Origin of the sequence: Novosphingobium terrae, assembly GCF_017163935.1 — a bacterium.
Taxonomy (GTDB): Bacteria; Pseudomonadota; Alphaproteobacteria; order Sphingomonadales; family Sphingomonadaceae; genus Novosphingobium; species Novosphingobium terrae.
This window is the reverse complement of sequence record NZ_JABVZR010000002.1, coordinates 1926984-1952856: the sequence shown is the minus strand read 5'-3', so window position 1 is coordinate 1952856 and position 25873 is coordinate 1926984. Positions and strand designations below refer to the sequence as shown.

Genomic DNA, 25873 nt, shown 5'->3' with positions numbered 1-25873 from the left:
AGGTTGGAAAGATCAGCCGATGGTCAGCACCGGCTTGATCGCCTTGCCGCTCAGCGCATCCTCGACGGCCTGGTTGATGCCCTCGAAGGGATAGAAGCTCAGCAGCTTGTCGAAGGGGAAACGCCCCGCTTCATAATGCTCCAGCAGTTCAGGGATAAAGCTTTCGGCGATGCTGTCGCCCTCGATGATGCCCCGGATGGTGCAGCCGCGCAGGAAAAACGGAAGGATTTCGAAACTGGCCCTGCCGCCCGGCACGCCCGCCACCAGCCCGATCGAACCGCGCTTGCCCAAAGCCTGCATGCCCTGTTCGATCACCTGCGAATTGCCCGTGGTGTCCAGCGCGACATCCACCCCGCCGCCCGACAGATCGCGCAAAGCCTCCAGCAGATTGGCCGAGCGGCCATCGATCACATGGGTCGCGCCCAATTCCCTGGCCAATTCCAGCCGTTCGGGCACGATATCGACCACAATGGTTGCTCTGGGGTCGCGCAATTGCGAAGCGAGCAGGGCGCTGAGGCCCACCGCCCCCGCGCCGAACACCGCAAAGCTGCTGCCCGGCGCCATATCCAGCGAGCGCAGCACCGATCCGGCCCCCGTCTGCACCCCGCAGCCCAAAGGCCCCAGAATGTTCAGCGGCACGCTTTTGGACACGCTGACCGCATAGCGCTGATTGACCACCGCATAAGTGGCGAAGGAGGACTGCCCGAAGAAGTGATCATGCAACGGGTTTCCGGCAGGATCGGTGATCGCCGTATGGCCATGTTCGTCTGAACCGCCGAAGTTCAGCTCGGTGAAATGGTCGCAATAGCCGCGCCCGCCGCTCTCGCAGGCGCCGCAGGCACCGCAATAGGCAAAGCTGAGCACCACATGATCGCCGACCTGCAGATGATCGACGGCGCTGCCCTTCTCCACCACGATGCCCGCCCCTTCGTGCCCCAGCACCAGCGGCACCGAGGGCGCAGGATAATGCTGATCACGCGCCAGAATATCGGCATGGCACAGACCCGTCGCCACCAGTTGAACGACCACCTCATCGGGCTTGGGCCCGCGCAGCAAAGCCGGTTCCAGCAGAAAGGGGCCGCCCGCCTGGCGCACAACGGCGGCAACGATGTCACGGGGGGATGCGCTGGTCATAAGACCTCCGGAAAAAGGGGGTAGCCGGGATATGGCTGCCGCAGTCCTGGGCTTGCGACGGCCATGCCGATCCGGCCTGTCAGATGGCAAAGCTCAGGCGGTGGTCGTCTGGTGATCCGTGGTGCCCGGCACATTGTCGAGGTTCAGGCGGAAGATGCGCGCGGCATTGCGCCAGTAGATTTTCTCGCGATCCTCCTCGGAGATGTTCGCCTTGTCGAGGAAGGTCACAGCCGGCGCCGTCGCCTGATAAGGGTAATCGACCGCCCACATGATGTTGTCGGCGCCCATCGTTTCGATCGAACAGCGCAGCGCAGGTTCTGCCGGGGCGTGATCGGTGCCGAAATCCGCCGCGCCGCTGGTGGTGATCGCCACATTGCGGCGGAAGGCCTTGCTGAACTTGCCCTCCGGCAGCTTGTGCCCCAGCTCCCAACCGAAGTCGCAGCGCCACAGGTAGAAGGGGATGGTCTCCCCCATATGGCCGATGACGATCTTGAGGTCCGGAAACTGATCGAACACTCCGGCATAGATCATGCGCACAACATGCGTGCTGACCTCGGCATTGAAACCCCAGAGCGGCCCGAGCAGATTGCCGAAATCATAGGCCCCCGCCAGCTGCTTGGAGGCACCGCGCGGGTGGATGTAGATGGGCCGGTCAAGCGCCTGCGCCGCTTCGAGCACCGGCCAATATTTCCGGTCATCCAGATATTCGTCATTGGTATGCGAATTGATGATGAAACCGTTGAGGCCGAGCTTGTTGATGGCCCGCTCCATTTCGGCGGGGGCATCCTTGGCGGCTTGCGGCGCGACGGCGGCCAGCCCGCGAAAACGCGTGGGATGGCGGGCGATCACATCGGCGAGCTGATCATTGGCAAGCCGTGTGAGTTCGCTCGCCACGTCAGGCTGGAAGATCTGCACGCCCGGGCAGGTCAGCGACAGGATCTGCACGGCTACACCATTGGCATCCATATCCTGCAGGCGCTGCTCATCGAAATCGAGCAATCTGGCCGCAAGCGGGCTGCCCGGTGCGCTTTGCGGGCGCATGGCAATCGCCGTGTCGGGGGTTTCCGCCAGATTCTTGCAGAAATGCCAGTACAGTTCGCGCAATTCAGGCGTCAGGAAGGCTTCCTCGGTGGCGATGCGGGGATAATCGATCCCCGGACGGCGCTTGGCGGTATCACCCATCTCTAACCCTCTCTTGTGTGTGTGCCGGATCGTATCGCCGGCCATGCGGCCCACTATAATCCGAAAATCGGCCTCAGATGCTTTTTCGCGATCGGTTCGTCTCTATTCCGCCACGATCGGGTTACGCAGCAGGCCGATGCGCTCGATTTCCACCTCAACGACATCGCCCGGCTTCATGAACAGAGGCGGCTTGCGCGCGGCGCCCACGCCGGAGGGTGTGCCCATCACCAGCACATCGCCCGGCTCCAGGGTCAGGAAGGTGGAGAGCAGCGCAATGGTGTTGGCCACATCGAAGATCATGTCGCTGGTGGAGGCACGCTGGACAACCTCGCCGTTGAGGCGCGTTTCCAGCATCAGACCGGCACCGCCCGCAGGCAGCTCATCCGCGCTGACCAGCCATGGGCCGAAAGCGCCGGTGGCATCGAAATTCTTGCCCGGCATCCATTGCGGCGTCATCATCTGGTAATCGCGCAGCGACCCGTCATTGAACACCGAATAGCCGATCACATGATCCAGCGCCTTATCGACCGGAATGTCCTTGCCCGCCGTGCCGATGATCGCGGCCATCTCGCCCTCGAAATCCAGCTTGTCGGAAAGATTGGGGCGGATCATCGCCGCCTCATGGCCAATCAGGCTGGAGGCGAAACGGCCGAAGATCACCGGGAAAGCGGGCTTGGCATTGCCCGTTTCCGAGGCATGATCGAAGAAGTTCAGCCCCAGACAGATGATCTTGCGCGAGCGGTCCAGCAGCGGAAGAAAGCGCAGATCGCCTTCCGATACCGACACGCCGTCACGCTCCACTGTGGCATGAAGCTCGCGCAGCGCAGCCTCACCACCCGCTACGGCCGTGTCGAGATCGGCCCCGGCCAGCACGCGCACGCCCTGATCCGAGGAAATGGCCACGCCCGGCTTGCCGTCCAGCGCAATTCTGGAAAGTTTCATTGTTGTTCGTCCTGAAAAAGAGAAAAATGCTCAGTCCTTGGGCGCCGCATAGAGGGACTCGACCGTACCGCCGCCGTCCTTATGGCCCCACAGATCGCGGCCCAGCCATGTGGTGGGGGTCCAGCTCTCGTCATCGACGATGGCGTTTTCCCAGCCATATTCAAAGGCAAAGCCCGAGGGCGAGACACAGTAATAGGAAACGCAGGGATCATTGGCATGCTGGCCGATGGTCATCAGCACGGGCGCGGCCCCGGCCTCCACCTTGTCCCACGCGCGGCCCACGGTGACCAGACGGTCGACCTCCAGCGAGATATGGTGAATGCCGCCAGCACCGGGCACACCCAACATCGCCAGCAGATGATGCCGCCCGCTGCCACGCAGGAAATGGCCGAGCCGATCAGGCTCATCATCGCGCGTGTCGGTTTCGCGCCAATAGAGTGAATCCGTGTGCCGCATGCCCAGCACCCGCACAAAGAAGTCCTTGCTCTTCTCCAGATCGGGCACACGCATGGCGAAATGGCCCATGCCATGCTCACCCGTCAGGAAGCGCGCGCCGGTGGGGGAGACGAAATCCTCGGTGGCGTCCATCAGCTGATAGCACAGCTCGATCACCACACCATGCGGTCCGGTGAAACGCACGGCGCGCTTCACATGGCGCTGGCGGGCCAGAGCGGCATCCTCGGCGATCTCGATGCCTTCCGCGCGCACACGCTCGACGGTGGCTTCGAAGGATTCCGGCGTTTCCAGCTCCAGCCCCAGATAGCTGAAGCCCGGCGCGCCCGGCTCAACGGCAATGCGCCAGAACTTCTCATCCATGCGGAACTTGATGCCCTTGCCCGTGTCATAGGGCACGATCTGCAGGCCATGGATCTCCGCGCCGAACTTGCGCCAGGCATCGATGTCGCCCGTCGCCCCCACATAGGCCAGCTTAATTCTCTCGACCATGCGTGTTACTCCCCATCGTGTGGGCGGAGCGACAGGGCAGCAAGGCCCTGCCGCATGCCGGTTCTTACATCCCTGCGGTCAGGAACTTGAGGCTGACCGCGTTGAACTCGTCCGGCTGCTCCCAATGCGGCCAGTGCGACGACTTCTTGATGTCGACCAGAACACTGTTAGGGATATAGTCTTCGTACAGTTTGGAATTGACGAGGAACTCATCCTCGCTGTCACTGCACGAAATGATCAGCGTTTCCGACTGGATTGCGCGCAGCGATGCTTCGTCAAGCGCATTTTCGTTGAACACCCTAGCTTCATAGGTATCCCAGATGTTCGCCATGGTCTTCACCATGCCCGGCAAAGAATACATGGCCTGACGGATGGCGACCAGATCGTCGATGCGGTTTTCCTCGTCAGCGATCAGCGGCACGAATGCGGATTTGATCGAATCCCAGCTGGGATCTTCGACAATCCGCTGACGCGCGGCGCGCATGTCATCCAGCTTGGTCGGTTCGCCGGTCGGCTCGGGCAAGGTGCGGCCAAAGGGCGAGGCCATGACGATCTTGTCCACCATGGCCGGGGAATCCAGCGCCAGCTTCGCCGCCACGAAAGAGCCGAGCGAAACCCCCATGAACGAAGCACGCGTCAGGCCGATCGCCGCCATGAAGTCTTTCACATGCTTCACATACACCGGCGCCTTGTAGAGCACATCGGGTTTGTCGCTGAACCCGTTGCCGACCAGATCAACCGCATAGATGCGGAAATGCTTGGCATGCGAAGGAATATTGGCGCAGAAAGTTTCAAAGCTCGACGCCGTGCCGTGAAGCATGACCAGCGGCGGCGCATCCTTGTCACCCGCGACGAAATAGCGGGTGTTGATCCCTCCGGCATCGATAAATTTCACTTCATGCGGAACGTTGTACAGATACATCCAGATGCTGCGGTAATTGTCCTTGGGATGAAGTGCAGTCGCGGTCATGATGCGATCCTTATTGATAATCGAACTGGATGTTGTTGGACGGCTTTCCGGCTGAGATACGACCGTAAAGCTCCAGCGAGGCATGGGCATTGATAAAGGCGTGGCGTGTGCCGACACTCAGATCCCGCCAGAAGCGCTGGAGCGGATTGGCCGTGGCAAAAGCCGAAGATCCGGCAATGTTCAGCAAACGATCAGCAGCCGAGCGGATCAACTGCGTGGCATAGCCGCAATCGGCCTGCCCCTGCGCCTTTTCATCGCCGGTCACCGGGCGCTGCTGGGCGATGACATCGCTGGTCGCCGCCGCGCGGCCCAGATGGAGCCAGGCCGATTCCACCTCCATGCGCGCCAGCCCCAGCTGTTCGAGCAGCACCTGAGAGTCGCTCTGCACGGGATATTTCCAGTGGGTGACGGTCTTCTTGTTGATCCCGGTGGTAACGATCTCCAGCATCGCCTCCACCGCACCGATCGACGGCCCGATCACGCCCAGCGGCACCGAAACCTCATCCACCCAGCGGTCACGCGGCTCCATCATGGCCTCGGTCAGCCAGGCGTTGCGCAGGGCGGGGTTGACCACCATATGCTCGGGAATGAAGGTCTCGTTCAGCATGACCGTGTTGCTGCCCGATCCGGCCACACCGGCCACATGCCAGGTGTCCTTGATCGTCACCCCCGGCGCGCTGACCGGCAGGAAGGCGAAGGCCACGCTTTCGGGGCCGTCACCGGCATCGGCCAGGCGCACCGCCAGAACCGCCCAATCGGCATGCAGACAGCCCGAGGCATAGCCCCAGCTGCCCGTTACAGTGTACCCGCCGGCCACGCGCGTCGCCACGCCAGTGGGGCTGGTGACGCCGAAGACGCGCTCATCGCCGTTGAGGAAGATCGCATCGCGAATGGCAGGCGCCATGCAGCCGGCGAGCCCCGTCACGCCGCACAGCAAGCCGACAACCCAGGCGGTGGACATGCAGCCCTTGGCCAGCTCCGCCAGCACTTCGAGCATCTCGATCTGGGTGCAGCCACCGCCGCCCGAACGCAGCGGCTTCACCATCTGGAAGAGGCCCGCCGCATCGATGGCATCGATCACCACATCGGGCACCCGCCTGTCGCGTTCAGCCTGCGCGGCATGCTCCGCGAGCAAAGGCCTTAGCGAACGCGCCACGGCAACAAAGTCCGGACGGAAACTTTGCACTGCGTGGGTCTTACTCATGTGCCACCACCTTTATGACTAGGGATATTGCGCGGATACGCATGAAAACTTGGCCGTCCGTCGCGCTCACAAACTCTCGATCGCCGTCGAGAGGCGTGAACGATGCGACGTGGGATGGAGGGAGGAAAAGCGATCCCATCACCCGGGCAAAGCATTCGGAGCATAAGACTCCGCACCCTTCGCCGATGCGAGGACAGTTCTGCGTTCAAAGAGAGAATATGTGTGGATGGCCAACACGCAATCGAGAACCAAGGCCAAACCTACAGTGCCTCAGGAGCTTTCTTGAAAGCATCTGACGCCTCTCAGTTCCTTCTCCTGTTTTATCATCATTTTGATCCGGTGTTCCGAAAATCACTTCGTCCCACGGTCTTTGTTGTTTTCAAGACTCTTTTACCTGGCAGATATGAAAGAAGCAGATCGCTGCTCCGGGCCTTCACCACCTGAACGTGAGGTGTGACGCCCGGCTACGCCATCAGCTTGCTCCCCTGCATCTCTGATGATCGGACTATGACAAAATTGACCCATAGTCAATAAAGAAAATACAGGAACGCCCTGTGACTCTGGCCAACCGCCGGTGCCGCGACTGCTTCGCAGCAGAAAAAATGCTTCTATTATATCCGGTTATGCCATTTTCACGCAGCAGGGCAATTTTTGTGTGGCTGCAAAGCGCAACAGAGCTTACACGCAAGGAATGCCCAAGAAAATTGCAACCGACTCAAAATCCGCGATCACGCGTGCCAAGCTTCTGGAAGCCGGGGCGAAGCTGTTCTTCGATCACAGCTTCGACAGCGTCTCCGTGGAGGAGATCACGCAGGTTGCAGGTGTCGCTCACGGGCTGCTGTTTCATTATTTCAAGACGAAACTCGATTTTTATGTCGAGGTTTACTCGCAATTCGTTGCCGAACTTCAGGAACGCCGCGTCTTGGCCACCGCTTCGGGATCCCCTGAACAAAGGCTGCGCAAATTCATCGAAATGCACATGGAGGTCTTCCGCCAGCGCGGTGAGGCCCATACCTATCAGATGCGCGGCAGCACTCATGCCAAGATCATCGCCGTTTCGGAAACCTCGCGCCGTCAGGGCGTGCTGCTGCTGCTCAGCTTCTTCTCTTCCTCGCAGCCCACCACGGTCGACAAGCTGGTCTGCCGGGCATGGCTGGATCTGATGGATCAGCTGTTGCTCGCCTGGATCGAAAACCCCGACATTTCGGCTGATGGCGTGATCGACCTTTGCGTCGAGCTGTTCCATGAAACGCTCAGCCGGTCGCATCTGCTGATCGGCGCGCGTGACAAGGCCGAGGTTGACGCCCCCAAGGCACCAAGCGCACCACCGCGTCGCAGCGCGACACGCAGCAGCAAGCGCATCACCCAACTCTGACCGCTCCCGGCGCTCCACAGCACAACAGGGCCGCAGCCGGGCAATATGGTCACCCGGTTACGGCCCTGCCTCTTACTGTCAAACCTTGCCGATCAGCGCTTCGGCATTGCGATACATGACATTGGCCCGCATCTCGGGTGAGAGCAGCGGCGTTTCATCCAGCGCCTTGGCCAGCGCACGGCAAGCGCCCACTGGCGTGTAAGGCCAATCGCTGCCATAGTGGATCTTCGCGGGATCGGCGACATGCAGCAGCGCCGAGAGCATATCGGGCACCGGCATCCCCGCCAGATCGAAATGGAAGCGTTTCAAGGCATCGCGCATGGACGGCTGAGGCCCTTTCCCCTGCATCGATGCCACCACATCGATCCGGCTCGCCAGAATGGGCAGCGCTGCCCCGGCATGCGGCACCAGCACCTGCACACTGGGATATTTGGTGAGCATGCCCGAAAGCACCATATTGGTGACGCTGCGGGTGGTTTCAAAGATGAATTCGATCAGTGGCGCAGGATAGCCCAGGCTCAAGCCTTCCCCGACGTGATTGTGCCCATCGGCCCCGCAACCGCAGGACACATTGGGCGAGGTGGGATGCAGAAACAGCACCGCCTTGCGTTTGTCGAGTTCGGCATAAACCGGCTCCAGCCGCGCATCGCCCAGATAGATCCCGTTGAAATTGGTCTGGAAAATGACCCCGGAGGCCCCCAGATGATCGAGCGCATAGGCCACCTCGGCCACCGCCCCTTCCACATCGGGCAAGGGTGTCGAGGCAAAGAAGCCGATCCGCCCCGGATGAGCCTTCGCCAGCCGCGCACCTTCCTCATTGACCTGCCTGGCCAGACGGCGCGCCGCAGCATTGTCACCAAAATTCACCCCCGGCGACACCACGGAAAGGATCGCGCGCTCGATCCCCAGATCATCCATCATGGCGATCATGCCCGCCTCGCTCCATTCGGGCAGGGCGTGGATGCCGTCAGCGTGGTCCTGACCGGCGGCCACCAGCGCCGCGCGATAGAAGTTTGGCAGATAGTGATGGTGCAGGTCGATCCGTTGCCGCACAGTGGCGGCACCGGCCGCGCCCGGCGCATCAGCTGCCCGTGCCTGAAGCGGCAGCAGCGCCGTAAAGGCGGCACCCGCCAACATCTGCGCGACATCCCTGCGGCTTGCTGCCAGGGGATTGGAATGATGGTGCTCTTGCATCCTGTCCTCTTCTCCAGAACTGGCGCGGCTGGGGGCAGCCGCGCCGCATCGCTCAATATTTGGCCGTCAGGCGCACGCCATAGGTGCGCGGCGCGCTGGTGCCCTCCACCAGCAATCCCGCCGTGCCGCCCTGCGTGGAATAGACCGGAATACGCTGATTTTCGATGTTGCGCACATAGCCCGCGATCGACCAGCGATCATTGCTCGGGCCGAACTGGATCTGGGCATTGGTGGTCCAGGTCGGACCCACCAATTGCTGCGCCAGATAGGCAAAGCCGATGTAGCGGCTGCTGCGATATTGCGTGTCCGCGCTCAGCACCACCTTGTAATCGCTGAGCTTGATCGTCTGCTGGCCCGAGAAATTCAGCGTCCATTTCGGCGAGTTATAGGCCGGCAAACCGCTGCAGTTGATCAGATAGGGATTGACGCCGCTGCCCGTGGTCACGCCGCAACCGGTGATCGGCGGGGTGCCCGCGCCTTGCAGATAGGTGAAATTCTTCTGTTTGGCGTCCAGATACTGGATATCGGTGCCCACCAGCGTGGTTGGCGTGATCAGCAATTTGCCGTCCACCTCGACACCCTTGATCCTGGACGAGCCGATGTTCTGCGTGAAGAAGGCCAGCTGGCTGGCCAGATCGACACCCAGATGCGTGACCTGCTGGTTCTTGTAATCCCAGATAAAGCCCTCGACATTGAGTTGCAGCCGGTTGCCAAAGAAGCGGTTCTTCACGCCGATGGTGTAGGCGGTGATCGTTTCAGGCTGATAGGTTTCAAAACCGGTGGCAACCGAAAAACCGCCCGAGCGATAGCCCGTCTCGATGCTGGCATAGGCCATCGAGCGCGGCGCGACATCGAATTCCACCGCGCCGCGATAGGTCGGCTTATGGCTGTTGAGCGGCAGATTGTTGTAGATCGTATCGCTACGGATGCTGAGCGCCCCGGTCGGCGCGCCATTCACGAAGATCGGCAGAGCCCCCGGGGAGGTCGCCGGGAAGGCATAGCCAAGTTGCGAGGGATCGGTGAACAGCGGCACCGTGGGCGCGGCAGGGCAGGAGGGGCGCCCGGCCACCGTCACCAGACAGGAGATGATCGAGGTGATCTGGTTGGTGCTAAAACGCTTGTCATCCTGCGTGTAGCGCATGCCGCCCACCAGCCGCAGACGGTCGCTGACATGCAGCGTGACGCGCCCGAAACCGGCATAGGATGAGGTCTTGTACGTCGGCTGCTCGTAATTGCCGACATTGCCATTGGTGAGCGCGGTGCGGGCATCGATGCGCTCATTGTAGTAATAGAAGCCCAGCTGATAATCGACCGGACCGATACGTTTTCCGGCAAAGCGGGCCTCGAAACTGTATTGATTGTCGGTTTCAACATTCGAATAGGGAATGGAACCCGCGCTGGCCATATAGTTGAGGTGCGAATTGCGCCATGCCGGGATCACCGTCAGCGTGCCCACCCCGGTGTTGTAGGTGATTTCGGCATTGACGCCATAGAACATATTGTCCTGATAGGGCGCAGGCAGGGCAGGCAGATGATTGCCGAGCGGCGCATAGGTCATGCCCGTCAGATAGGACTGACCCGAAGGCGCATAGACGCCCGTGCCCGCCGGAATGCCCGAGGGCGTGAAATTGGCCCCGCTGCCGGCATAGACGCCCTGATAGTCGATGCCGCTGCCCAAGCCGCCATTATGCGCGAAATCCGCGGCAACCCGCACAGTCAGATCAGGGGTCAGCTTCGCCTTGACCTGAAAACGCCCGGCCCAGGTGTTCTCATCCGAGGTGCCGTCCGACAGATAGCCATCATGGCTCGACCGCGAGAGCGAGAGGCGCACCGCGCCATCATCGCCCACCGGCAGGTTGATCGCGCCCTCGGCCTGCACATTGTTGTAATTGCCATAGCCCACCGAGGCATAGGCTGACAGTTCCCCCAATTTGGGCTGAGCGGGCAGCACATTGATCGCCCCGCCCGTGGCGTTGCGGCCATAGAGGATGCCTTGCGGTCCTTTCAGGATTTCAACGCGGTCAAGGTCATAGAACACTCCGGTGGTGGACGTGGGGCGCCCCACATAGACACCATCATAGTTGAAGGCGATCGCCGGATCGCTGTTGGGCGCCAGCGTGAAATTGCCGACGCCGCGCACAAAGACCAGATTGCCGGTGTTGGTCGGCTCGATCGAGAGGGCAGGCGCGAGGCTGCTGAGGCGATCAACCTGGGTGATGCCTGAGGACAGCAGCGCCGAACCCGGGAGCACATTGAGCGGCACAGCCGCCTTTTGCGAGCTTTCCGACTGGCGCTGCGCCGTCACGATGATTTCCGCCAGACCACTCTGCGGAGCAGCGCCGCTTTGTGGTGGCGTCTGGCTGGTGGCGGGCTGGGCCTGCGCTGCGGCGACCGTGGGCACCAGAGCGAAGATGGTGGTGGCAAAAAGATAGGACCGGAGTGTCATTGGTCATCCTCCCGATTATGTTTTGTCTTGGGCCGTCGCAGTCGCTCTTGCGATAAGCCGGTGCGGTGCCGGCCATCTGTTCCGGGTAAGAGCGACTCAAAGTATTTTTGACTTATAGTCAAATTTAGAAGTCAGGCATGGCTGACCGGAAGTCAAGCAAGATTGCCGCGGCTTCGGACAACCACCGCCGCCATCTGTGCAACGCCCCGTAGGTCAGGTCATGGAAACAGGATCGCCAGTCACGCGATCAGCCAGGCATGAAGGCGGGCGAAAGGCCCGACCTTCATGCTTGAAAATCTGAGAATTTCTCAAAAAATCACAGAATATCGCTGACCGTGCGTGGATCGAGATCCAGCGCAAGCCGCCCATAGACCTCTTCGGAAATGCGATAGCTGAAACCGGCATGGCGCGCAGCCACCGACACATTGCGCCACAGCCGCGAGAGTGGATTGCTCTCGACAAAGGCTGAAGAGCCATGCGCGCTGATGAAGATTTCCATCGCCTCATGCGCCAGCTTGAGCGCCAGAGCGCATTTCAGCCGGTGCGCCCCGCGCTGCTGATCATCGGGATAATCGTCACGCCGGGCAAAATCATCGATCTCGCGCGCCAAGTCCCGCGCCAGCGTGGCCGCCGTCTCGATCTTGGCCGAGCCATCCGCCAGATCGAGCTGAAAAGCCACGGATTCCGACTGTTTGAAATATTTGCTGGTCGTCACCCCGCGCGAAGGCGCTTTCTCGATCACAATGTCGCGCGCGGCCTGCACCTCGCCGATCACCACGCCGACCAGCGACAGCAGGAACACGCCCATGAAGCTGGAACGATAGAGCGACTGCTTTTCGCTGCGGATCGCCTCGACATTGGCGGGATAACCCTCGGTGGTGGCCACCAGCGGGGTGACGCGGTGCGAGGGCACGAAGAGCTTGTCCGAAACCAGCGTGTTGCTGCCCGTGCCGCGCATGCCGGTGACGAACCAGGTGTCCTCGATCGTCAGATCCTTGAGCGGCACCACAGCGATCGCCAGACCGCGAATGTCAGGCGCAGGGAAGGAAATCCAGGCCCAATCGGCATGCAGACAGCCCGACATATAGCCCCAGCGCCCGGTCACCTCATAGCCGCCGTCGACCGGGACAGTCTTGGCGGTCGGCGCCAGAACGGCGCTCATGCGGGCGCCCGGATTGTCGCCCCACACATCGGCCTGCGCCTGTTCGGGCAGCAGGCCGACCATATAGGCCGCCGCCGTGCCGATGCCCGTCACCCAGGCCGCCGAGGAATCGCCGCGGGCCAGCGCCATGGTAACCTCCAGCATGGTGAGATTGTCCGCCTCATAGCCGCCGAAGCGCCGGGGGGTGAACAGGCGGGTGATCCCGGCCTCGTTCAATGCCGCCACCGTGGTGTCATTGAGGCGGCGGTTGCGGTCCGAATCCGCGGCGCCAGCCCACAGCAGGTCACGCAGCCCTTCGGCCCGGGCGATCAGCTCCTCGCGCGAGGGTGTGGCATGCCCCTCATCATGGCTGCGCTTGATCGCCAGAGATGCATCCAAATCCGTGTTCATTATGTTTTCCTTCAAGAACGGCCCGCCAGACGCATGTCTTAAAGACGCCAGAGCTGAAGCCGAGATGCTTGATACAACGCATGTCCTGCAAAGGGCGCATCACTGCGGAGCCGATCCGCCTCTTGCCTGCCTCTCCACAAGGCCACAGAATCCATTCCGTTTTGACTTATGCTGCAAGCCTAATCAAAAATTGACCCATAGTCAACTCATGATCGTCCGGATCCTGGCCGGATCGAGGCACCTTGTCGACTCTATAATTGACTTATAGTCAATATTGCCATAGAAGCTGACCGCACTCAAGCTGCAAGGCCATGCCCTGCGCAGGCGGCGATGAGAGACCGCCCCGCCACAGGCATGGCCGGCAGCACGCATCCCCTATCCCTCAACATCTGGAGCAGACCGATCCCATGTCTCCCTTGGACCCCACCCTTTTTCGCCATGTGCTCGGCCATCACCCCACAGGCGTCAGCATTGTCACCACGCTGCTCGCGGATGGTTCTCCGGCCGGCATGGTCGTCGGCTCTTTCACCTCTGTGTCGCTTGATCCGCCGCTGGTGGGCTTTTTCCCGGCGCGCAATTCGGGCAGCTGGGCGCGGATCAGCACAGCGAACCGCTTCTGCATCAATGTGTTGGGTGACAATCAGCAGGAGCTGTGCCGCCGCTTTGCCTCACGCATCGACAACAAGTTCGAGGGCGTCAGCCATGCCAAATCCGAATTCGGCCTGCCGGTGCTCGACCAGTCGCTGGCCTGGATCGATTGCTCGCTCTACGCGCTTCACGACGCCGGCGACCATCTCTTCGTGCTGGGGCAGGTCGACGCGCTGGGTGCGGGCGACAGCGGCACACCGCTGATTTTCTTCCGTGGCGGCTATGGCCGCTATGTACCGCTGGGCGAATAAAGCTCTGGCCTGCTTCTGCGGCATCCGGTTCAACCCGATGCCGCAGAAACAGATCCCCGATCAATCGCGTCGACAGGCGTGAAAACTCGCCAGTTTCCAGCCAGTGCCTGCCTGCACCCAGACCTGCGTGGCAAAAGAGGTCAGATCCATTTCCCCGCCATTCGCCAGAATGCGGATGCGCTGGTCCAGCGGTCCGGTCATCACCGCCGCATCGCCGAAGAAGCGCACTGTCAGATCCCCCCGGCTGATCTCCAGAAACTCCAGATTGCCGCTGACGCCCGCGAGATAGCTGTAATAATCCTCCAACCGCCCGGTGGTATGCACATGCACCAGACTTTCATCGAGCAGCGCCTTCACCCCGCCCACATTCTTGCTCAGCAGCGCCGCAATCCGGTCCTTTTCGGCCTGTAGAACACCCTCAAGTCTGCCGTCACTCATAAAGCACCTGTCTCTTTCCGATTGTGAAAACCTCCCCGCGAAAGGGGAAATCCATGGCGGTCATCCGCGCGCTTTCAGGCCCAGCAGGATCACCCCTGCCATCACCGGCCCCACCGCGAACATGGCCGAAACCTCGGCGCGAGGCAGTCCGGCAAGGAACAGCCCTCCGGCCAGCGCAGGCCCGACAGCACCGGCGATGCGCCCTGCCCCCAGCACCAGCCCCATGCCCGATGTCCGCGCCAGCGGCGGGAAAGCCTCGGCCATCAGCGCGTAAAGCACGCCGGTTGCCCCCGCCAGACAGACGCCGAAGGCCATTGCGGCAAGGGTCATCGCCGTCAGATCGGGTGGGGCCGCGCCCACCACCGCAATAAAAATTCCGGCCAGCACCATGGTGGCTGCAGCCAGCACAACCGGCCTGACCGACACGGCCAAAGCCCCGATCGCCAGACCGCCCACCACACCGGAAGAGGCTGTGATGGCGGCAAGAATGCTGGCCTGCTCCGGCGTGAAGCCGCTGCTGGTGACGAATTGCGGCAACCAGCTCAGCAGATAGAAACTGGGCATCATCAGAAGGATGTTGATGAGCATCAGACCCACCGTAACAGCACCCAGCCCCGGCACGAACAAGGCTCGGTAGGAGGCCTGGCCGTCATCGTGGACGGTGACAATGTCGTCGGAAGGCGCATGGCCCAGGCGCGCCAACACGGCGTTGAGGCGTGATCGCGGCGCCCGGCGCGCCAGCAGATAGGCCGGGGATTCGAGCAGAAACACCGCCAGCACCACCGCAAGCAGAATGCCTGCCACGCCCCCGGTCACAAACACCCATCGCCAGCCCAGCGATTTCAGCAAGGCTGCCGAGATCAGGCCGCAGGCAATGTTCCCCACCGGAAACCCCTGCGCCACGATCGCAACGATAAAGGCCCGATATCGCGCATTGGCAAACTCCGCAGCGAGCGAGGTCGTCAGCGAAATCAGCGCGCCAAGCCCCAATCCCGTCAACACACGCGATCCCAGCAGGACCGCGAAGGACGGCGCCGCCGCCGAGATCAGCGAGCCCAGCGCCATCGGCACCAGACATGCCAGCACGATCGGGCGGCGCCCATAGACATCGGCCAGCGGCGCAATCAAGAAAGAGCCGAGCGCCATGCCCGCAAATCCGCTCGACAGCAGCAGACCCAGCACCGCCTTGTTCAGACCCCATGCCACTGCGACCACCGGCGCCACAAAGGCCATGGCGAAAGCATCGAAACCATCGAGAATGGCCAGAAAAGCGGCAAAAATAATGATGGCGATCTGATAGAGGGTGAGCGGCAGCGCATCCAGAGGCCCGGCTGCGCGCGCCGACAGAGGGGCGCTCATGCGAGCAGGTTCCGGGTGGTTTGAACCGGCTCAACCGGCACGGAAAGGGTCATGGAGGAACGTCCTCTCACACAAAGCATGTCTATGCGTTTCCGGCAGGGCTGGTGCAGTGCCAAAGCCCCGAACGGAGATGGTTCGCCCGTTTCGGTTCACTCATCCTCACGCCGCATCACCGCATCAAGCGGAACGCCGGCAAGCAATTGACGGCGCAACTCTTCCGGATCGATCAGACAGCCGATCGAATTCTTCTTGAAGGCGGCAGTCTTCATATAGGCCGTGGCATCGTCCGAGTTCTCGAAACGATCGACCTGAAGTTCCAGATCATTGCCATCAGGATCGCGATAGTAGAATGAAATCGTGAAACCATGGTTGATCGTGCGCCATGGCAGGATACCCGCCGCCTCCAGCCGCTTGCCCGTATCGAGCAGATCGAGCAGCGTGGCATAGGTGAAGGCCGCATGATAAAAGCCGACGCGCGGCTCTGTCGCGGGCTCCACCGGCTCGCCGCCATGGATCAGCGCGACGCGATGATGTTCATCGTCATAGGCCAGAAACACGAGATAATCGCTGGAAAACACGACATCGGCATCCAGCACGGTGGCGTACCACCGCGTCATCACCTCCATCTGATTGGTGCGAAACACGACATGCGCCAATTTAACAGGCCTGGCCATCAGACTCTTCCTCGCTTGCCGATGCATGCCGCCTCACCGCCAAAGCGCGGTGAAGCGCCGGTCAGTGCGACGATCATGCTGGACATCCTCATTCGGAACGCGCCGAAACACGCGGGGCCGAGCCATGGCTGCGCGGATGCACCACGCCTCGACCGATTGCTTATGCACAGACCATGTCGCAAAATTGATTTCCAGTCAATAATACTTGCGCACCTGCAGGGCAGATCATAGGAAGCAGCTGTGGCATTCCAGAGCGCGCGCCCGATCGGGCGGCTTTGTGCCCGGCCTTCCCATCACCGGAGTCTTCATCATGACCACCTCACCCCCGCCCCCGCGCATCGCCGATCATACTGTTGCGCAAACTCATATTGACCGCTGGTCACCACGCGCTTTCGACGGCTCGTCGATCTCCGAAGGCCTGCTGTTTTCGCTGTTCGAAGCGGCACGCTGGGCGCCCTCCGCCTTCAACGCCCAACCGTGGCGCTTCGTCTATGCCTTGCGCGATACGCCTGACTTCGAAGGGTTACTTGCGTCGCTGCTGCCGATGAATCAGGGCTGGGCGCGGCATGCTTCGGCACTGATGTATGTGCTGTCAGACAAGCTGGTCACGCTGCCGGGGCAAAGCGACCTCATCCCCTCCACCACCGCCAGCTTCGACACCGGCAGCGCATGGGGCGCCCTGGCGCATCAGGCGACCACGCTGGGCCTCCACACCCATGCCATGGCCGGGTTCGACCGCGTTCTGGCGACTCAGCAGATCGGCAACAGCAGCCGTTATCACATCGAGGCCGCCATCGCCGTCGGGCGACTGGGCGATCCGCAAAGCCTGCCCGACATGCTGCGCGAGCGCGAATTCCCCAGTCCGCGCCGTCCCGTCAGCGCTTTCGCTTTTGCCGGAACGCTGCCTCAGGACTGAGAACCCGCCCCTTCCCGGATGATCCGGGAAGGAGTGAGTCCGCCAGGCTCATCACGCCACCGCGACAATCCCGTCCAGCTCAGCCATGACCTCTTCGGAGAGCACCAGCTCTGCCGCAGCAAGATTTTCAGCCAGATGCACCGGGTTGGATGTGCCCGGGATCAGCAGGATGTTGGGCGAACGCGCCAGCAGCCACGCCAGCGCCACCTGCAGCGAAGTAGCATTCAGCCTTGCCGACAGTGCCGAAAGCGCCCTGGATTGAATCGGGGTCAATCCGCCCAGCGGGAAGAAGGGCACATAAGCGATGCCCTTGGCCGCCAGCACATCCACCAGCGCATCATCGGCCCGCTGGATCATGTTATACTGGTTCTGCACGCAGACGACCGGGGCGATCTGCAGCGCTTCATTCACCTGCCCCCGCGTCACATTGCTCAGCCCCAGATGCCGGATCAGCCCCTGATCGCGCAATGCCGCCAAGGCCGAGAAACGCTCTTCGATCGATCCATCGGTGGGGTTCAGCCCATCGCCCAACAGGCGCAGATTGACCACATCGAGCCTTTCGACACCCAGATTGCGCAGATTGTCATGCACCGCCTTGGTCAGATCCTGCGCGGATTGGGCCGGATACCAATTGCCATCGTCCGAGCGGAAAAAGCCCACTTTGGTGACCAGCACCAGATCGTCGGCATAGGGATGCAGCGCCTCCTTGATCACCTCATTGACGACATGAGGCCCATAATAGTCGCTGGTATCAATATGATTGACGCCTGCCGCCACCGCATCGCGCAGCACCTGCAACGCCTTGGCCCGGTCGCGCGGCGGGCCGAAAACGCCCGGACCGGCCAATTGCATCGCGCCATAACCCATGCGCGTGACCGTGCGATCGCCAAGCATGAAACTGCCTGCCTTGGTAATATCCGTCATGTCATCTCTCCTTGACTGCAAGATGGTGATTGGGGTGAGCATGGGCTTTTTCACGCATCGCTCGGGCAAATATGGAAGGCCGGAACAGGGCCAAAACCGCCGGTCTTGGCTGCTCTGTCAGGATGCGTGGATCGCCGAAGCTGCGTCGTCGATCCGGGTGCCAACTCCGTGATTGACTACGGGTCAATTTATAGGTAGCCAGCATCAGGCAAGTCAAGAGTTTTGAATCGCAACACGGCATCACCATCCGACCGGGAGAGCCTCTTTCGGATGATCTTGCGCCTGCCCCGACAAAGCGGCGATCGATGCCTGATTGTACTCAGCTCCTACACAACTGCCCTCTTTCCGGATGCTCGCGCCATCGCCTCTGATGCTCTCGACTCATCCAAACCGGAGCCTTCATCATGAAACTTCTGCATCTCGATTCCAGCATCATGGGCGCCAATTCGGTGAGCCGCACCGTTTCCGCCGCCATCGTTGAACGCCTGCAGTCCGACATCGCCGATCTGGATGTCACCTATCGCGATCTGGCCGCCGATCCGCTCGGCCATCTCACCCTCGCCGATCTGGGCAGCGAGGAAGGCTCCGCCGTGCTCGACCAGTTCCTGGCCGCCGACATCGTGGTGATCGGTGCCGGCTTCTACAATTTCACCGTCCCCACCCAGCTCAAGGCCTGGATCGATCGCATCCTGATCGTGGGCCGCACCTTCCGCTACACCGAACAGGGGCCCGAAGGTCTGGTGAAAGGCAAGCGCATCATCGTCGCCCTGTCACGCGGCGGCGTCTACGGCGAGGGGTCGCCCATCGCGCAATATGAGCACGCCGAAAAGCTGCTGCGCACCGCCTTCGGTTTTATCGGCATCTATGATCCGCAGTTCATCATCGCCGAGGGCGTGGCGCGCGGAGAAGAAGTCCGCGCCGCCGCCGTGGCCAATGCGCTGGTTCAGGCCAGCCACGTCACCGTCACCCAGCCTGCCGCTTGAGCCCGCATCGGGGCACCATCCCATCCTCGGTGCCCCGATCCATCATCCCGAAACACAGACCCCGGCACCACCAGCCCAAGCACAAGACGAACAGGCCTGCGGCTCAACGCATGCGGTAGAGGATTGATTTTCATGTACAATGATTTGGCATCGGCGGCCCCTCGCCCCGCATCCCCGGATGTGGCCGACAGCGCCTGGGACACTGCCTATGAATGGCGCTCGATCCTGCTGCTGTCGCTTGGTTTCGCGCTGGTCGGCTTTGACCGCTATCTGATCTTGCCGATGTTCCCCGTCATCATGGTCGGGCTGAAACTGGATTACACCGATCTGGGCACGATCACCGGGGCGCTGGCCATCACCTGGGGCCTGTCGGCCTTTGTCGCCGGGCAGTTGGCCGACCGTTTCGGACGCAAACGCACGATGGTCGCGGCGATGATGGGCTTCTCGCTGCTGGTGGGCCTGAGCGGCCTGGCAGCCGGCGCCCTGTCGCTGATCCTGATCCGCGCCCTGATGGGGATCGCCGAAGGCGCCTATGCCCCGCCCAGCCTGGTCGCCACGATGGAGGCCGCCCGGCCCGACCGCAAGGGGCTCAGCCTTGGCTTCTATCAGATGGCCTCGCCGCTGCTGGGTCTGGCCATTGCGCCCATTCTGGTGACTCAGCTGATGCACTGGATCGACTGGCGCTTCATCTTTCTGGTTGCCTCGCCGCCAGGCCTGATCGTGGCTTTCCTGCTGTGGCGCGTGATCCGCGAACCGCATGCTCATGCCACCCCCGCCCCGACCGACGAGGTCAATCCGACCCGTTTCGGTGACCTGCTGAAGTACCGCAACGTTGGCCTGGCGGCGCTGGGCATGCTGGCATGGCTCAACACGATCATCGTGCTCACGGCCTTCCTGCCCAGCTATTTCGTCGATCTGCTCAAGCTGCCGACGGCGACCATGGGCTTCATCATGTCTTCGGTGGGCTTTGGTGCGGTGTTCGGCTCGGTCGGCCTGCCCGCCCTGTCGGACCGGCTGGGGCGCAAGCCCTGCGCCATCGTCGCCATTCTGATCGTGGCCACGCTGCTGATCATGCTGTCACACACCGGGCCCAATCCCGGTCTGCTGTTCGGCCTGCTGATGGTGGCCTCCGGCTTCCTGTCCGGCCTGATCAGCCTGACTGCCGGGCCGCTGGCCATGGAATCGGTGCCGGTGCCGCTGCGCGCCACGGCCACCGGAACGGTGATCGCGGTGGGCGAGATTTTCGGCGGCGGCATCTCACCGATGATCGCGGGCGCCATGGCCCATCATTTCGGCATCGCCGCCATCTTCTGGCTGGCCATCGGCGGGCTGGGTGTGGGACTGATCGCCTTCCTTTTCCTGCATGAGAGCGCGCCCTCGAAGACGCGCCACGCACACTGACACACCTTTTGGGAGAGACACCGTGCTGACACTGGAACAGACGCAAAAGACCGCCGAAAAGCTGCGCTCGATGGGCACCTATGGCCATTTCATCAATGGTGAGTGGGTCAATGGCCACAGCGGCAAGACCATCGATCTTTACGATCCCACCACGCGCAAAGTGCTGGGCTCGATCCAGGCCGGAGACCCGAGCGATGTGGCCCGCGCGGTGGATGCCGCCCACGCCGCTTTCCCCGCATGGAGCGCCAGCAGCGCATTGGAACGCCAGCGCCTGCTGCTGGCGCTGGGCGAGGTGATGCGCAAGCGCCAGCTCGATTACGCCGTGATGGACGTCCTCAACAACGGCAAGCCGATCCGCGAGGCGATGGGCCACACCGGCCATGCCGCCGACATCTTCGACTATTACGCCGGGGCCGCGCATCAGCTGAAGGGCGAGGTGCTGGACCAGAAGGACGCCACCGTGATCGTTCACCGTGAGGCGATCGGCGTTGTCGCCCAGATCATCCCGTGGAATTCGCAGATGACGATGGCCGCGCTGAAGCTGGCGCCTGCTCTGGCCGCCGGTTGCACCGTGGTGCTGAAACCTGCCGAAACCGTCTGCCTTGCCGTGCTGGAGTTCATCAAGGACGCCGCCGGGATCATTCCGCCCGGCGTCATCAATGTCGTCACCGGCTATGGCGCCGATGTGGGCGAGGCGCTGGTCACCAACCCCAAGGTGCGCAAGGTCAGCTTCACCGGATCGCGCGACACCGGGGCCAAGATCATCCAGTACGCCAGCGTCAACATCATCCCGCAAACGATGGAACTGGGCGGCAAATCGGCCAACATCATCTGCGAGGATGCCGATCTGGAGGCGGCGGCGGAATCGGTCGTGCTCTCCACCGTGGCCAACAAGGGTGAGATCTGCTTTGCGGGCACGCGCACCTTCGTGCACAAAAACATCCGCGAGGCCTTCCTTGACACGCTGGCCCGGCAATTGGCCAATGTGCGACAGGGCGATCCGCTGGACCCGGCCACGCAGATCGGCCCGCAATCCTCCTCCATCCAGTTCGACCGGGTGAAGGCCTATATCGAGCTGGGCCGCAAGGAAGGCGCCAAAGTCGCCATCGGCGGTGAGGCGGCCAAGGTGCCGGGGTTTGAAGACGGGCTGTTCATCCAGCCCACCATCTTCACCGATGTCGACCATGACATGCGCATCGCGCAGGAGGAAATCTTCGGCCCCGTCACCACCATCCTCGAATGGGAGGATGAGGCCGAGCTGCTGGCGCGGGTGAATGACAACATCTTCGGCCTTGGCGGCGGTGTCTGGACGCAAAATCTGGCGCGGGCGCACCGCATTTCGCGCGGCATGGAAACCGGCATCGTCTGGATCAACCGCTATTACAACATCCGCAGCGGGCAGCCTTTGGGCGGCTACAAGCAGAGCGGTTTCGGGCGGGACAATTGCCTCGACACGGTGCTGGATTACACGCTGCAGAAAAGCGTGGTCATCAATCTGGCGGAAGGGCCGCTCGGCCTGTTCGGCGCGGCAGCGGCTCCGGGTGCCGGCGCCCACCACTGATCGCAGACGGCGTGTGGGTATGGAGCCTTCGCGTTCCATACCCATGATCTTGCGACCCTCCCCAACCCACAAGGATCTGGGCGATGTTTGACCTGATGTTTCACGCCCCGCGACCAAGTTGCGCAACGCGGATGCGGTCATGAACCTGTTGCCCAGCGGTTGGCCATCGCGTTTTGACCGTGGGCAGGCGCTCGATGCCGCCCTCAGGCTGTTCTGGCACCACGGCTATGAAAGCGTGAGCATTGACGATCTGATCAAGGCCATGGGGATCGCGCGCTCGACGCTCTATGACGTCTTCGGCAGCAAGGCGGAGCTGCATCGGCAGGCCTTTGCGCGCTATGGGGCCGGCCTGCTCTCGGCGGAAGACATTGCTGCGGCCTCCTCCGCGCGGAATGCTGTCGAAACCCTGCTGAAACGCGGCGTGGCGGCAGCGACCAGACCGGACACGCCGATGGGCTACATGATGTCCAGCGGGATGCTGACCGCCGCCTCCGAACATGCCGATCTGGCCGCCCGATTGCAAAAGCTGCGTGACGAGGCGCGCCATGCCCTCCAGCATCGTATCGCGCGGGATGTCGAGACCGGCGTGCTGCCCGAAACGACCGATGCCGAGATCGAGGCGCGGTTTATCTTCACCGTCCTGCAAGGTCTGCCGTTGCAGGCCCTGGATGGCGCTTCTTCTGAAGATCTGACGGCCGTTGCGGTGCAGGCCCTCAAGCATTTCCCCCAGCCCGAAGCAGCGGCGGAGGGGCTTCCGGCGCGATGACGCTAAGGCCAATGCCTCCCCTTTGGACGGGTTGTCACAAAGGCGGAGACACTGCGGCAGTGACCACCAGAATGACCTCGGCATCGCTCAGCGCCTCGACCTCGACCGCATTTTCGTTGCGGATAAGCAGCCCCGAACGCGTTTCAATCCGCTCGCCATTGACAGTCACGCAGCCGCTGGCCGGGACCAGATAGCCGCTGTGCCCGGGGCGAATGTCAAAGCGCGTGGCAGCTCCTGCGGTGAGGAAGGCACCATAAACCTCGGCATCCGCGCGGATCGCAATGGCGCCGGGCGCCTGATAGCCGCTGGCCAAGGGCATAAAGGCGCCGGAACGCTCCGCATCAGGAAAAGAGCAAATGCCCCATTGCGGCACCCCGCCCCGCTCACGCGGCCACAACCAGATCTGGAACAGACAGGCAGGCTGCTGATGGGCATTGTACTCGGAATGACGGATGCCGGTTCCGGTGCTCATCGCCAACACCTTCCCGGCCTTGATCTGGCCCTTGTTGCCCATGCTGTCTTCATGGGTCACCACGCCCGCGCGAACATAGGTGACGATCTCCATATCGGCATGGGGATGCGTGGGAAAACCGGCTCCGGCAGCGATCTCGTCATCGTTGAACACCACCAGATTGCCGATGGGATGATGCGCAGGATGTCCCTGCCCGCCGATGGCGACATGCAGCCGCGCCTTCAGCCAACCATGATCGACAGCGCCGATCTGCGAGAGCGGCCTATGCTGCAACATGCTTCATTCCCCTGATATCTTTCAGAAACGGGGTTTGGCCGACAGGCCATAGCTGCGCGGCGGCCCCGAATGGCTCTGCAGCCCCGCAGGCGTGCCTTCGCCTGAAGAGTGAGCGCGAACCGCCCCCCGGCGTCTCGATTTTCTGAGCCCAGACCACAGGATGGATCATCACCAGCGAGCCGGACGCGACAAGCACCCCCGATGCGAATGTCATAACGACCCTCCTCCTTTCAACGCCTCTTTCCCTGCGAGCGTTTCATCAGAGGACTATGAAGACGGTCCGTTTTATTGACCATACGAAATATCATGATAGGCTTTATTACAATGAATAATATCCATCGACTGGATCTCAATCTCCTGCTCCTGCTGGATGCCATGTTCGAGCGGCGCTCGGTCACCGGCGTGGCGCTGCATCTGGGTGTCAGCCAGCCCACCGTCAGCGTGGGGCTGGGCAAACTGCGCGACTTTTTTCAGGACGATCTTTTCCGCCGCACGCGTGAAGGCATGGTGCCCACCGCCTTTGCGGCCACGCTGCGCGCGCCTGTCAGCGAGGCGCTCGGCCTGCTGGATCGCCAGGTGTTTCACGCCGCCCGCTTCGATCCTCTGACCAGCACGCGCACCCTGACCCTGTGCATGTCGGAAGCGGGCGAGTTGATCTATCTGCCCAGGCTGGCGCAGGCTCTGGCTGAACAGGCCCCCCATCTGACGCTCAGGACGCTCAATCTGGAGCCCGCGCAGATTCGCGATGCCATGAACAGCGGCATGGTCGATCTTGCGCTGGGGCATTTTCCCGAGCTGGACCCTGCCGTGATCGCCTCCGAACAGCTGACCTCGCACCGTCTGGCCTGCCTTGTGCGGAAAGGGCATCCCACCATGTCCGATCCCGCCACGCTGGAGGCTTTCGTGCGGGGCGAGCATGTGGTCGTCATGCCGGTCAACCGGCCCTACAGCCTGTATATCGAGGAGATCGCGCGGCTGAACATCGCGCTGCGCATCCGCCTGCGCCCCGCCAATTTTTCCAGCCTGCCCCAACTGATCCGTACCTCGGACCTGATCGCCGTGGCCCCGCGCTAGGTGGCGGAGGCGCTTGCGTCCGGCGGTGATCTTCAGGTGCTGAGCCCGCCCTTCCCGGTGCCGCCGATCCCCATCGCCCATCACTGGCTGAAGCGGCGCGAGGCCGATCCGGACATAGGCTGGCTGCTTGCCCTGTCACGCAATCTGTTCAAGACAGCGCAACCTCAGGACCACCGCTAGGCCTGCCTGAGCAAGCCCAGATCCCGGAAGGGCGCAATGCCAAACAGCCGCTTGTACTCACGGCTGAACTGGGCGGCGCTGGCATAGCCGCTGGCAAAGGCGGTTTCCGTAACCGTCACCGATCCCGATGCAAGACGACGTCGCGCCTCGATCAGCCGCAGATGGTGCTGATAGGCAAGCGGGCTTTGCCCGGTCGCGATCTTGAAATGGCGATGGAAGGAGGTGACGCTCATCCCCACCGATGCGGCCAGATGCGGCACGGACAAAGGCGCATCGGCATGCTGGCAGATCCATGTCGCTGCCGCGCGGATCTGGGCGAAACGGGTGTTGGTACGTCCGATCTGGCGCAAGGTGCCCCCCATCGGCCCCTGCAGCAGGCGATAATACAGCTCCCGCTCGAAGTTTGGCGCCAGCACGGCGACATCCTCAGGTGCATCCAGCAATCCGACCAGCCGTTTGAAAGGCTCCAGCACACTGGCGCTGGCCTGCGCGGTGGTCATCGCCCCGCCCCCGCCTTCGCTCTCCTCATGCTGCTGATCGGGCATATCCAGCAACAGCCCGGCAACGATCCCGGCATCCAGCCTGATCTCGATCCCCAGATAGGGCCGCTCCGGCGTGGCCTCGATGGTCTGGGTGATGAAAGGCAGCCCCACTGAGGCCACCGCACAGGTGCCGGGCGTCCAGTCACTGGATTTGCCTGCCATCGTCATCCGCTTGCCCCCCTGCAGCAGCATGTAGAAAACCGGCTGAAACAGGATCGGCACGGGCACACCCGGCGCATCCGACGACCGGATCGACAGGCGCGGAACACAAAGATGGGGGCGAGCAGCATGGCGCTGCGCCGTCGCGATCAACCTGGCCAGCATCACTCTCTCCTCTCACCATGCCTTGTGGAAGACATGTGGGGTCGTTTGCTGCCAGCGTAACCAGTTTGGAAGGATCAGACAAATCTTTGGTACGATGAGGAATGCGTGAGGGACCGGCTTGGCGGAAGATCAAGGCCAAG

The 25873-nt window shown here is 62.1% G+C and carries 24 protein-coding genes; 9 read left to right on the top strand and 15 right to left on the bottom strand.

Features of this window, described 5'->3' with window-relative positions; all coding sequences use genetic code 11:
- Positions 1–12 precede the first annotated feature (12 nt).
- The 6 genes from HGK27_RS26545 to HGK27_RS26520 form a co-directional block, all read right to left on the bottom strand.
- On the bottom strand, positions 13–1134 hold the full coding sequence (locus HGK27_RS26545; protein ID WP_206243820.1) for an NAD(P)-dependent alcohol dehydrogenase: 1122 nt from the start codon (positions 1132–1134) through the stop codon (positions 13–15).
- A 93-nt stretch (positions 1135–1227) separates the two neighbouring features.
- On the bottom strand, positions 1228–2316 hold the full coding sequence (locus tag HGK27_RS26540; RefSeq protein ID WP_206243819.1) for an amidohydrolase family protein: 1089 nt from the start codon (positions 2314–2316) through the stop codon (positions 1228–1230).
- Positions 2317–2418: 102 nt separating this feature from the next.
- Complete coding sequence (locus HGK27_RS26535) at positions 2419–3258, bottom strand: fumarylacetoacetate hydrolase family protein (protein WP_206243818.1); 840 nt, start codon at positions 3256–3258, stop codon at positions 2419–2421.
- A gap of 30 nt (positions 3259–3288) precedes the next feature.
- Positions 3289–4203: a VOC family protein gene (locus HGK27_RS26530; protein WP_206243817.1), complete on the bottom strand. Its 915-nt coding sequence runs from the start codon at positions 4201–4203 to the stop codon at positions 3289–3291.
- 64 nt (positions 4204–4267) lie between these two features.
- Positions 4268–5257 (bottom strand): alpha/beta fold hydrolase, encoded by a 990-nt coding sequence (locus HGK27_RS26525; protein ID WP_206243816.1) that lies wholly within the window; start codon positions 5255–5257, stop codon positions 4268–4270.
- A complete protein-coding gene (locus HGK27_RS26520; protein WP_206243815.1) occupies positions 5184–6377 on the bottom strand; it encodes an acyl-CoA dehydrogenase family protein in 1194 nt (397 codons plus the stop codon). Before HGK27_RS26520 ends, HGK27_RS26525 begins: the two co-directional genes overlap by 74 nt.
- 691 nt (positions 6378–7068) lie before the next feature.
- Here HGK27_RS26520 and HGK27_RS26515 point away from each other — a divergent pair.
- Positions 7069–7752, top strand: a complete 684-nt coding sequence (locus tag HGK27_RS26515) for a TetR/AcrR family transcriptional regulator (RefSeq protein ID WP_206243814.1) — start codon at positions 7069–7071, stop codon at positions 7750–7752.
- A gap of 78 nt (positions 7753–7830) precedes the next feature.
- Here HGK27_RS26515 and HGK27_RS26510 read toward each other — a convergent pair whose 3' ends face one another.
- From HGK27_RS26510 to HGK27_RS26500, 3 genes are all read right to left on the bottom strand, one after another.
- On the bottom strand, positions 7831–8889 hold the full coding sequence (locus tag HGK27_RS26510; protein WP_241127505.1) for an amidohydrolase family protein: 1059 nt from the start codon (positions 8887–8889) through the stop codon (positions 7831–7833).
- A gap of 109 nt (positions 8890–8998) precedes the next feature.
- Positions 8999–11392: a TonB-dependent receptor gene (locus HGK27_RS26505; protein ID WP_206243813.1), complete on the bottom strand. Its 2394-nt coding sequence runs from the start codon at positions 11390–11392 to the stop codon at positions 8999–9001.
- Positions 11393–11708: 316 nt separating this feature from the next.
- On the bottom strand, positions 11709–12944 hold the full coding sequence (locus HGK27_RS26500; RefSeq protein WP_206243812.1) for an acyl-CoA dehydrogenase family protein: 1236 nt from the start codon (positions 12942–12944) through the stop codon (positions 11709–11711).
- A gap of 407 nt (positions 12945–13351) precedes the next feature.
- Here HGK27_RS26500 and HGK27_RS26495 point away from each other — a divergent pair, with 407 nt between their 5' ends.
- Positions 13352–13843, top strand: a complete 492-nt coding sequence (locus HGK27_RS26495; RefSeq protein WP_206243811.1) for a flavin reductase family protein — start codon at positions 13352–13354, stop codon at positions 13841–13843.
- Between the two features lie 60 nt (positions 13844–13903).
- Here HGK27_RS26495 and HGK27_RS26490 read toward each other — a convergent pair whose 3' ends face one another.
- The 3 genes from HGK27_RS26490 to HGK27_RS26480 all read right to left on the bottom strand — a co-directional run bounded on the left by HGK27_RS26490 (position 13904) and on the right by HGK27_RS26480 (position 16314).
- Positions 13904–14281 (bottom strand): nuclear transport factor 2 family protein, encoded by a 378-nt coding sequence (locus HGK27_RS26490; RefSeq protein ID WP_206243810.1) that lies wholly within the window; start codon positions 14279–14281, stop codon positions 13904–13906.
- Positions 14282–14341: 60 nt separating this feature from the next.
- Positions 14342–15640 carry an MFS transporter gene (locus HGK27_RS26485; RefSeq protein ID WP_206243809.1) on the bottom strand — a complete coding sequence of 433 codons (1299 nt, stop codon included), beginning with the start codon at positions 15638–15640 and terminating at the stop codon, positions 14342–14344.
- A 149-nt stretch (positions 15641–15789) separates the two neighbouring features.
- Positions 15790–16314: a VOC family protein gene (locus HGK27_RS26480; protein WP_206243808.1), complete on the bottom strand. Its 525-nt coding sequence runs from the start codon at positions 16312–16314 to the stop codon at positions 15790–15792.
- Between the two features lie 310 nt (positions 16315–16624).
- Between HGK27_RS26480 and HGK27_RS26475 the strand changes: the two genes are divergently transcribed.
- Positions 16625–17230, top strand: a complete 606-nt coding sequence (locus HGK27_RS26475) for a nitroreductase family protein (protein ID WP_206243807.1) — start codon at positions 16625–16627, stop codon at positions 17228–17230.
- A gap of 51 nt (positions 17231–17281) precedes the next feature.
- Here HGK27_RS26475 and HGK27_RS26470 read toward each other — a convergent pair whose 3' ends face one another.
- Complete coding sequence (locus tag HGK27_RS26470; protein WP_206243806.1) at positions 17282–18154, bottom strand: oxidoreductase; 873 nt, start codon at positions 18152–18154, stop codon at positions 17282–17284.
- Between the two features lie 404 nt (positions 18155–18558).
- Here HGK27_RS26470 and HGK27_RS26465 point away from each other — a divergent pair, with 404 nt between their 5' ends.
- The 4 genes from HGK27_RS26465 to HGK27_RS26450 all read left to right on the top strand — a co-directional run bounded on the left by HGK27_RS26465 (position 18559) and on the right by HGK27_RS26450 (position 22865).
- Entirely contained in the window at positions 18559–19137 is a 579-nt protein-coding gene (locus HGK27_RS26465; protein ID WP_206243805.1) for an FMN-dependent NADH-azoreductase, read from the top strand.
- Positions 19138–19269: 132 nt separating this feature from the next.
- Positions 19270–20538 carry an MFS transporter gene (locus tag HGK27_RS26460; RefSeq protein ID WP_206243804.1) on the top strand — a complete coding sequence of 423 codons (1269 nt, stop codon included), beginning with the start codon at positions 19270–19272 and terminating at the stop codon, positions 20536–20538.
- A 22-nt stretch (positions 20539–20560) separates the two neighbouring features.
- Entirely contained in the window at positions 20561–22099 is a 1539-nt protein-coding gene (locus HGK27_RS26455; RefSeq protein ID WP_241127503.1) for an aldehyde dehydrogenase family protein, read from the top strand.
- Positions 22100–22238: 139 nt separating this feature from the next.
- Positions 22239–22865, top strand: a complete 627-nt coding sequence (locus HGK27_RS26450) for a TetR/AcrR family transcriptional regulator (protein ID WP_206243803.1) — start codon at positions 22239–22241, stop codon at positions 22863–22865.
- Positions 22866–22899: 34 nt separating this feature from the next.
- Here the strand turns inward: HGK27_RS26450 and HGK27_RS26445 are convergent, their stop codons facing one another.
- Positions 22900–23613, bottom strand: coding sequence for a pirin family protein (locus HGK27_RS26445; protein ID WP_206243802.1), 714 nt, complete (start codon positions 23611–23613; stop codon positions 22900–22902).
- A gap of 324 nt (positions 23614–23937) precedes the next feature.
- Here HGK27_RS26445 and HGK27_RS26440 point away from each other — a divergent pair, with 324 nt between their 5' ends.
- Together HGK27_RS26440 and HGK27_RS26435 are read left to right on the top strand one after the other, a co-directional pair.
- Positions 23938–24687, top strand: a complete 750-nt coding sequence (locus tag HGK27_RS26440; protein WP_206243801.1) for a LysR family transcriptional regulator — start codon at positions 23938–23940, stop codon at positions 24685–24687.
- Positions 24688–24867, top strand: coding sequence for a hypothetical protein (locus HGK27_RS26435; protein ID WP_206243800.1), 180 nt, complete (start codon positions 24688–24690; stop codon positions 24865–24867).
- On the opposite strand, the gene HGK27_RS26430 is transcribed toward HGK27_RS26435, so the two are convergent.
- Positions 24864–25733, bottom strand: coding sequence for an AraC family transcriptional regulator (locus HGK27_RS26430; protein WP_206243799.1), 870 nt, complete (start codon positions 25731–25733; stop codon positions 24864–24866). The two genes, HGK27_RS26435 and HGK27_RS26430, sit on opposite strands and share 4 nt — an antisense overlap.
- Positions 25734–25873 lie beyond the last annotated feature (140 nt).